The organism is Mesorhizobium sp. M7A.F.Ca.CA.004.12.1.1, assembly GCF_003997835.1.
Lineage (GTDB): Bacteria > Pseudomonadota > Alphaproteobacteria > Rhizobiales > Rhizobiaceae > Mesorhizobium.
The window spans coordinates 1-7,307 of sequence record NZ_RZRK01000270.1; the positions used below are offsets into that span (position 1 = coordinate 1).

The 7,307-nt window shown below is 62.0% G+C and carries 7 protein-coding genes and 1 pseudogene; 3 read left to right on the forward strand and 5 right to left on the reverse strand.

The annotated features are described in order from the left end of the window. Window positions 1–182: 182 nt before the first annotated feature. From EN984_RS15920 to EN984_RS15940, 5 genes are read right to left on the reverse strand one after another with little or no spacing between them, the layout of a single operon-like run. Window positions 183–773: a DUF447 domain-containing protein gene (locus tag EN984_RS15920; RefSeq protein WP_127268113.1), complete on the reverse strand. Its 591-nt coding sequence runs from the start codon at window positions 771–773 to the stop codon at window positions 183–185. A gap of 3 nt (window positions 774–776) precedes the next feature. Beyond that, complete coding sequence (locus tag EN984_RS15925; RefSeq protein WP_127268112.1) at window positions 777–2,171, reverse strand: DUF6513 domain-containing protein; 1,395 nt, start codon at window positions 2,169–2,171, stop codon at window positions 777–779. Further along, window positions 2,164–2,715, reverse strand: a complete 552-nt coding sequence (locus EN984_RS15930; protein ID WP_127268111.1) for a flavoprotein — start codon at window positions 2,713–2,715, stop codon at window positions 2,164–2,166. Before EN984_RS15930 ends, EN984_RS15925 begins: the two co-directional genes overlap by 8 nt. A gap of 3 nt (window positions 2,716–2,718) precedes the next feature. Beyond that, a complete protein-coding gene (locus EN984_RS38815) occupies window positions 2,719–4,539 on the reverse strand; it encodes a (5-formylfuran-3-yl)methyl phosphate synthase (protein WP_245480072.1) in 1,821 nt (606 codons plus the stop codon). Window positions 4,540–4,544: 5 nt separating this feature from the next. Further along, window positions 4,545–4,730 carry a hypothetical protein gene (locus EN984_RS15940; RefSeq protein ID WP_164775744.1) on the reverse strand — a complete coding sequence of 62 codons (186 nt, stop codon included), beginning with the start codon at window positions 4,728–4,730 and terminating at the stop codon, window positions 4,545–4,547. A 68-nt stretch (window positions 4,731–4,798) separates the two neighbouring features. Between EN984_RS15940 and EN984_RS15945 the strand changes: the two genes are divergently transcribed. From EN984_RS15945 to EN984_RS15955, 3 genes and pseudogenes are all read left to right on the forward strand, one after another. Continuing rightward, entirely contained in the window at window positions 4,799–6,028 is a 1,230-nt protein-coding gene (locus EN984_RS15945; RefSeq protein ID WP_127268108.1) for an ABC transporter substrate-binding protein, read from the forward strand. Between the two features lie 21 nt (window positions 6,029–6,049). Next, complete coding sequence (locus EN984_RS15950; protein WP_127268107.1) at window positions 6,050–7,021, forward strand: YVTN family beta-propeller repeat protein; 972 nt, start codon at window positions 6,050–6,052, stop codon at window positions 7,019–7,021. Between the two features lie 29 nt (window positions 7,022–7,050). After that, a pseudogene (locus EN984_RS15955) lies at window positions 7,051–7,307 on the forward strand (hypothetical protein); the annotation flags it as partial.

The following is a 7,307-nucleotide window of genomic DNA, read 5'->3' on the forward strand; positions in this document are numbered from 1 at the left end:
CGCCGGAATCGGTCGCTGGCAGATCAGGCGACTGGCCGAACGCATGGAACGCAGCTACGTCGATTTCGCCGACATCATCCCCGCCGATGACACCGTTCGCGGGCAAGCGAGCAGCGCGGCCCCCGCGTCCGCGATAGCGCTTTTGGCGGGATATCCGTTGTAAGCAGGGTGCGGCGCTCGGCCTAACCCCGCGCGTCCTCGCTACCGGAACCTTTGGCGGTCAAGTGATCGCTGACACGCTGCATCAGCCAGCCCCAGGCCTCCTTTTCGCCCTCGCCTGCGGTCTTTTCGATGGCAATCGAAAGGTAGGCGATTTCCGCCTCGATCTTATCGCGCGGCAGCATGCCGAGCCGGCTGACCAGGATGGCCAGCTCAAGCACTGCCGCCTTGGCTCGGTTGAGGCCGGTGAACGGCGCGAGCGCTTCCTCCCGCACCACGCGGCAGAAATGGCGGGGGCGCACGCCATTGTCATCGACCGCCTGGACTTCGAGACCCGAATACGCCAGCGCCGCCTCGAGCCTCGGCACCGGAAACCCGTCAACCGGAACGGTTGGCCAATGCTTGCGGCCTGTCAGGCAGCCGGCAAAGACACGCACGTCGTCGGTATAATTGGCGATGGCGAATGGCACTTCGGCGAGATTGTCGAGCGTGACCGACGGCCGGAACGGTGCAATCACCCAGCCGTCATTCTCGGCAATGATGCCGATCGGCGCGATGTGGACGTTGCCTGCCTTGTTGACCGTCGTGATGATCGATTCGCGAATGTAGGGCATGGTCTAGCGCTCTTTCCTTGCGCGGAGCGTCTGGCCCGGCTCGGCAAGACGGGTACGGTCGGTTTCAGGAGCCGGCGCGGCAACGCCCCATGCGAGCGGTTCGTCCTGCACATAACGCTTGCCGAGGCGCCACGCGATCTCCGCTTTCATCAGTTCCGCGCCGAGGTAAAAAGCGTGTGCGCCATCGGCGTTGACGTCCAGCCCGGCAAAAAGTTCGAACGCATCCGTGGCAACCGCATGCCCTTTGCTATTGAAAACATGGATGCCGTCCTCCGCTACCGCGATCCGGAAGTTGGCGTCGCGGACCTGGGCCGCCAATGCCTCGATATCGTCGGTTGAGGCTGTGAAAGGCTTGCGATCGTGGACCTGCAACAGGCCTGGGTGATAGCCGCGCGGCAACGCGCCGTCCGTGCAAGCAGCCAACATGACGCGGCGGGCGATATCGTGCTCCTCGATCGTCCGCACCGTGTGTGGGCTGACATGCACCGCCAGCACGTTTCGGATCCGGAGTTCCGAGCAGAGTCCCGCTAGAACGGCCGTAACACCGGAACTGTCCGCGTCGGTCAATTCGGTGAGATTGCCGGTACCCATCAGCAATTCGGCGTCCGGCCAGCGGCGCCGCGCCTCGATGAAGCGCCCGAGTGAAACGGCGAAGCCGAAATGGATCGGGTCGAGCACGGGATCGGCAATGAAGGCAACGCCGGCCTTTTGAGCGGCTTCGATGGCCCGGCCGAGCGAATCCAGATCGCCGGGCGTGGACGGTATCAACACTGCCGTAGCCCTATGGTCGAAGATCAACGGCAGCGTGTTCTCATCGAGGCTGAGAAGATAGTCCGCGCCGGCGCGTGCCCCGATCGTCAGTTCGTCCACGCTGGCCGAATCGACGCTGACCATAAATCCCCGTGCCTTGAGCGCTCGCACAGCCTCCGGCAGCAATGGAAACGGCGTCTCCGGCAGGCAGCCCAGATCGATGACATCGGCGCCGGCCGCGGCCAACATCGAGGCCCTCGCCATCAGCGCCTCGACCGACAGCATCGGCGCATCGACGATCTCGGCGAAGATGCGCATATCGTGACGCGTCAGATCCGGCGGTTTGCCCGCCCGGCCAAGGAAGGCCGGCAGGTCAGCGATCTCGTCGGGGCCGCGCACAAAGGGCACGCCGAAATGCTCCGACAGGTGCTCGATGTTGCCCCGATAGCGTCCGGGCAGGACGACGCGGTCGACGTCTCCTGTCAGAGTGAGCCGACGCTTCACAATGTCCTCGCTCATCAGCGCGGCGACCTTGACGCCGACGTCGACGATTTCCCACGCGAATTCGGTACTGCCCAGCCCGGCCAGCAGCCGTTTCAGCCGCGCCTTGGCCAGATGGCCGGTAAGAAAAACCAGCCGCTCAGCCATCGCTTGCGAGTTCGGCCCGGCGCCGTGTGAGCGAGGCTTCGAGATCAGCGAGCGATTCGACCACCTGGGTCCGCTCAAAACTCTTCAACTGCTTGGTATTTTCCAGGTCGATCCTGCGCGGATAGACCTTGACCAGCCCGTGCGGTGCCTGGGTCTCGAGTTCCGGCGCGGTGTCGCAAGCAAAGACGATGGCTGGCACACGGCACTTTCCGGCTTGGGCAAAGACATTGGTGGCGAGCGTGTCGGAAATGCCATGCACGCATTTGGCGACCGTGTTGGACGTGGCCGGCGCCACCACGACCGTGTGATAGACACCGTGGTAGAATTCGCCGACAGGGATCGCACTCGCGGTCTTGTCGTGCAGCACGCGCGTCGTCTCCGGGAAATCAAGTTTAAGCTTGTACATGCGCAACACTTCGTTGGCAGCCTTCGACACGAAGACATCGCAATGTTCGAGTTGGCGAACAAGTGCGAAGCTCTCCGTAAAGAAATGCCCGGAACCCGTCAAAACCCATGCCCAGCGCGGCACATGCAGCTTCACCATCGGCTATCCCGCCTTCTTTGCCGACGACCCTGTTGAAGCCACGATCCTGGTGCCGGGCAGCTTGCCCAACGCGAGCATCGCGCCGGCCTCGGCAGCATCCTTCGGACCGGCGAGATGGAAATCGACGCCGTCGGGCAGCATGGCGGCAAAGCCGGGGTCGACAATGCCTCGGGTCCTCAGGCTGTCAGCGGTATCGCCATCGAAGAATGCACCGGTCTGCTTGATAAGCAACAGCGCGTTTGCGCCAAGCTTGCCGGCAAGCCAGGCGGCCAGAGAATCGGAGGTAATGTCCCACGAGGCCGGAACATCCAGCGCCGGCAGTGCCAGTGACGACGGCAGCCACACCGGAACCTTGCCCGCCTCCAACGCTCGCCCGATCTCGTCCAGCGACCGTGCCGGCGTCAGTCTTTCGTCCCGGTCGAGGATGACATGGCCGAACTGCTCCATGGCCAGGATCGCCATGGCATGCGCGGCGGCGTCGGAAAAATCCATGCGTGTCTGCGTCTCGCGCACATGGTCGGCAAAGAGGCCGCCGCCGGGCACGATGACGATCGGCAGCCTGGAACCCGCCAGCGCTGCGATCCAGCTCTTCATCTCCGCCGCATGGGCGGTGCTGCCGCCAAGCTGGACGATGGCCCGTCGGAGCATTTCGGGGCGTTCCTGGCGCGGCCGGAAAACAACGCTCCGGTCTTTTCGGCCGGCAGTGCCGGAGGCAGCGCCGCGTCCCGCCGATTGGCGCTTGCGTTCGATCTCGACGCCGACGCCGCCAGGGCCGAGCTCGAGCTTCTCCACCCTTACCGTGACACGCACGACACGCTGGTTCTCCAGGACGTGCGCTGCCACCTGCTCGGCCAAAGCCTCGCTGAGCTGGATATGTCCCCGCGCGACGATGGTGCGAATGCCGTCCATGATGATGTCATAAGAGAACACATGGCGCATGTCCTCGGGATGGTCGGTGATTTGCAGCACGTCGGCGGCCACATCAAAGCGCACTTTTTGAGTATGGCCATGCTCGAAGCTGTAGGCACCGATCTGGACCGGCAGAACAAAATCCCGCACAAAAATCCTGTCCGTGCCCAATGTCGGGTCGGTGTCCGGCGAATAGCCTCTCGCCGCCAACAGGCGATAGTCGATACTCGATTGACCGCCGGTCCCGGATTCCGCCGGGATCAACTCTCGAATCTGCGAGACCGCCTCGGCGCTGATCGAACTCGTGCGACCGGAATGGCCACACAGCGCCCCCCGAAAGCCGAGAAAATCGGGAGCGAAAGGCAATAGGCGCGGAATATCCGGAGCTTCCAGCGATCCACTCAGGCCGACCATCAGACCGAGCGATTTCGTTCGGTCGACGAATCCCGGAATACGCTCCGGCGGCAGATGATCGAGCAGCCGGCCCTTCCCCTTTTGCGCGGTATCGACCATCACGCCATGGAAGCGATGCCTGGCGAATATCGGCAGAAGCTCGAAGTCCGGCGCCAGATCGGCAAACAGCACGGCAATCAGCTTCGTTCGTGCGGCGAGCGGTTCGAGCGCCTGTGCGCAGGCAGAGATATTCGCCGAAGGGAAACACCCGATCTTCACATAGTCGACGCCGGTCGCCGCGATCTCTTCGGCCTTGATGCGGATCGTTTCGGGTTCCATCGGCAGGTCGCCGCAGACCGCGCTGACCGGAGCCCGACCAGCGATGAACGAAATCGTTCGGCGCATGGTTTCCGTGGACACCGCGCCCAGAGCTCCCGCCTTCGGGTCCTTCAGGTCGACGATGTCGACACCTCCAGAAAGAGCGATCTCCGCCTCTTCGATGCCGGTGACGCTTGCCAGCATTCTGGTCACTTGAACAGTTTCTCCAGTTTGGAGGACAAGACGTTTTTATAGAGGCAGTCGATCCCCCTGCGCCACGTCTCGCCGGTGTTGCCATGCGAATCGACGCCGGCGACCTTCCGCACCGTTCTGGCAGGCGCGAAAAGTCTTTCGATAGGGTTTGATAAATTTTGCGGGTCGGCTAAGTTGATCATGGGCACCTTGACTTGGCGCGGGTCCGGCAACCGTCGAACCTTTGCGCAAGAATGGGTAATTACTATCGATGACGAGCGCGGTGCCAGGCACTCTCGCTGCCTTTTTGTGCTTTTTTTCCCTGACCGTCAACGTTTCCGACGCGACAGGCCAGGAAACGGTGGCGAAGCCGGAAAAAAAGACAACCGAAATCAAGATAGGCTATTTGCGGGCCTACGCACCGCAATTGACGCTTTCCATGCTCGACCTGCCGCCACGTGACGAAGGTGTCGCCGGCGCCGAGGTTGCGATCGGCGACAACAATACGACCGGAAAGTTCACCAACCAGAAATTCAGCCTCGACGTGACCGAGATCAAGCCCGACGGCGACGCGGTTCAGGCATTCGAAGGCATGATCGCCAAGGGCGACCGCTATGTGGTCGCCGATCTTTCAGCCAAACAATTGCTGTCGATCGCCGACATCGCCCGCGACAAAGGCGTGCTGATCTTCAACGTCGGCGCCACCGACGACAGCCTTCGCGAGGAGGACTGCCGCGTCAACGTTTTCCATGTCGCGCCGACGCGCAGCATGCTGGCCGATGCGCTGGCGCAGTATCTCATGGTGAAGAAGTGGCCGAATTGGGTGCTGCTGTATGGATCGCATGAGCAGGATCGTCTCTACGCCGATGCGTTGCGCCGCGCGGCAACCCGCTTCGGCGGCCAGATCGTCGCCGAGAAGGAATTCAAGGATACCGGCACAGCCAGGCGCACCGACACCGGCGCCACGCAGATACAGCAGCAGATTTCCGTGTTCACGCAAGATCTCCCGGAGCATGACGTGGTGCTTGTCGCGGACGAAAGCGAGGTTTTCGGGACCTACGTGCCCTATCGCACCTGGACGCCGCGGCTGGTCGCCGGCACGGCCGGTCTGGTTGCATCGTCATGGCATCCCGCCAGCGAACAATGGGGCGGCATCCAGATGCAGAGCCGCTTCTTGAAGACGGCGAGCCGGCGGATGCTTTCAAAGGACATGTCGGCCTGGACGGCGGTGCGTGCCGTCGGCGAGGCCACCACGCGCACCAAGGGCGACGATGCGAAAAAGATCAGCGACTACATGCGCTCGGACGACTTTTCGGTTGCTGCTTTCAAGGGGCAGAAGCTGACCTTCCGCAAATGGAACCTCCAGCTTCGCCAGCCGATCTTGCTTGGCGATACCAAGTCCGTCGTCTCGACATCGCCACAAGAGGGCTATCTTCACCAAGTCTCCGAACTCGACACGCTCGGTGTCGATCAGCCGGAAACGAAATGCGCTCTCAAGTAGAGTCAATCGGGAGGAATTTGCGTGCAGAAACGAGCTTGCGCATTCGCCATTCTCGCGGCCGGCCTGACGGCCAGTCCGGCATCGGCCTATACGGCCTACGTTTCCAACGAGAAGGACAACACGATGACCGTCGTCGACACGGCGACGATGCAGGTGGTGAAGACAGTTGAAGTCGGCCAGAGACCTCGCGGCATCACCATCTCGCATGACGGCAAGTTCGTCTACCTATGCGCCAGCGATGACGATACGGTCCAGATCATCGATACCGCGACGCTTGAAATCGTCGGTACGCTGCCATCCGGCCCCGATCCCGAATTGTTCGTGCTCTCGCCGGACGGCAAGACGCTTTATGTCGCCAATGAGGACGATAATCTCGTCACCGCCATCGACGTCGAAAGCAAGCAGGTCCTGGCCGAGATTCCGGTCGGCGTGGAACCGGAAGGCATGGGTGTCAGCCCCGATGGCAAGACCATGGTCAACACCTCGGAAACCACCAGCATGGCGCATTTCATCGACACCAGCACGCATGAGGTGACCGACAACGTGCTGGTCGACACGCGCCCGCGCTTCGCCGACTTCAAGCCCGACGGCTCGCAGGTCTGGGTCAGCGCCGAGGTCGGTGGCACTGTCAGCGTCATCGACAACGCCAAACGCGAAGTGGTGAAGAAGATCCAGTTCGCGATTCAGGGACTGCGGGCCGAAACCATCCAGCCGGTAGGCATCGCCATCACCGCCGATGGCAAGAAAGCCTATGTCGCGCTCGGCCCGGCGAACCATGTCGCGGTGATCAATACCGACACCTACGAGGTGGAGAAATACATCCTCGTCGGCCAGCGTGTCTGGCATCTGGCCTTCACGCCCGACCAGAAAACGCTGATCACCACGAATGGCAATTCCAACGATATCACCTTCATCGACACGGCCACCGACGAGCCGGTCCAATCGCTCACCGTGGGCCAGCAGCCCTGGGGTGTGGTCATTTCGCCCAAATAGCAGACATTGATCATCGGGAGGCTCAAGACATGAAACTTTTCCGCAGGTTTTTCTTCGCCGCGCTCGCCGGATTCGTCCTTGCTCCGACCGGAGCAAGCGCCGACGACGCAACACCAAAACCGTCGCGTGCCAGCAAGAACCTGCCGGAACTGATTATCGGTTCGGCCGATTCCACTTACGCCGTCAATCAGAAGGATTTCGAGCTGATCGCCGGCCAGGGCTATCGCTGGAAGATCACCTCCAAGGGCGGTTTCGAATACAAGTTCGTCACCGACCTCTTCCGCAA

What these genes read in the sequence shown, in the direction of transcription:
- EN984_RS15920 (WP_127268113.1), bottom strand. Translation starts at nt 773, where the DNA reads ATGCCCTACATTCGCGAATCGATCATCACGACGGTCAACAAGGCAGGC.
- EN984_RS15925 (WP_127268112.1), bottom strand. Translation starts at nt 2,171, where the DNA reads ATGGCTGAGCGGCTGGTTTTTCTTACCGGCCATCTGGCCAAGGCGCGG.
- EN984_RS15930 (WP_127268111.1), bottom strand. Translation starts at nt 2,715, where the DNA reads ATGGTGAAGCTGCATGTGCCGCGCTGGGCATGGGTTTTGACGGGTTCC.
- EN984_RS38815 (WP_245480072.1), bottom strand. Translation starts at nt 4,539, where the DNA reads ATGCTGGCAAGCGTCACCGGCATCGAAGAGGCGGAGATCGCTCTTTCT.
- EN984_RS15940 (WP_164775744.1), bottom strand. Translation starts at nt 4,730, where the DNA reads ATGATCAACTTAGCCGACCCGCAAAATTTATCAAACCCTATCGAAAGA.
- EN984_RS15945 (WP_127268108.1), top strand. Translation starts at nt 4,799, where the DNA reads ATGACGAGCGCGGTGCCAGGCACTCTCGCTGCCTTTTTGTGCTTTTTT.